1 protein-coding gene is annotated in these 776 nt (G+C 73.1%); it reads right to left on the bottom strand.

Translation table 11 applies throughout. The features are described from left to right. On the bottom strand, window positions 1-776 hold a 776-nt coding region (locus tag APM_RS13105; protein WP_007423847.1), incomplete at both ends, for a Hint domain-containing protein.

The following is a 776-nucleotide window of genomic DNA, read 5'->3' as shown; positions in this document are numbered from 1 at the left end:
GGGCCGGTGGTGACGACCGGCCGGCACGAGTCCGCCGGCGCGCCCGGCAGGCCGAGGGCGGCGGCGAAGCGGTCGCGGTTGCCATCGTCGCGATAGGTCTCGCAGGGCAGGTTCTCCGCCCGGATCACCGCGTGCCGGGCCAGTTCGACATGATAATAGGTCACGGCGAAGCGTGAGGAGTCGTGCAGGATGGTCGCCTCGTTGACCAGCAGCGTCGCCGGCACCAGCACGCCATCGGCATACACCGCATGCAGCGGCGAGAGGGTGAGAGGATGCGACGGCATGCAGGGCCCGAACGCGCCGGGCGTGATGACGACCGGATGCAGCAGCGCGGCGGCGGGATCGCGCGACAGGTCGATGCTGCGCCAGCCGATCCAGACGACCGGCTCCGCCGTGCCGTCCTCGGTGACCAGCCGGTCCCCGGGCCGCAGGGTCTCGACCGGGCGATAGCCCTCCGCCGTCAGCAGCCTGGTGCCGCGGGCAAAGCAGGGCATGGCGCCGCCGACGGTGACATAGCTGCCGCCGTACCCATCCGCGGCGATGGCGATCGCCGCCTGCCCCGCGGCCTCGGCGAGACCGAACCCGCCGCGCCCGCTCACCGCGAGCGTGCCGCCGGCGTAGCTGACCAGAGAGGGGGCGACGCCGATCAGGTCGATCGCGTCGCCGGATGCCATGTTCACCACCGGATCGGCCATGGCGGCGACGTCGTTGATCGTCAGGATGCCGTCGGCGCCGGCGAAGGAGACGGTGCCGCCCGTGGCCGGGCCGGCGAGGTC

It is taken from the genome of Acidiphilium sp. PM (genome assembly GCF_000219295.1).
In the GTDB taxonomy this organism is placed as follows: domain Bacteria; phylum Pseudomonadota; class Alphaproteobacteria; order Acetobacterales; family Acetobacteraceae; genus Acidiphilium; species Acidiphilium multivorum.
Note: the sequence above shows the minus strand (reverse complement) of the source record. Positions and strands in the feature narration are given on the sequence as shown.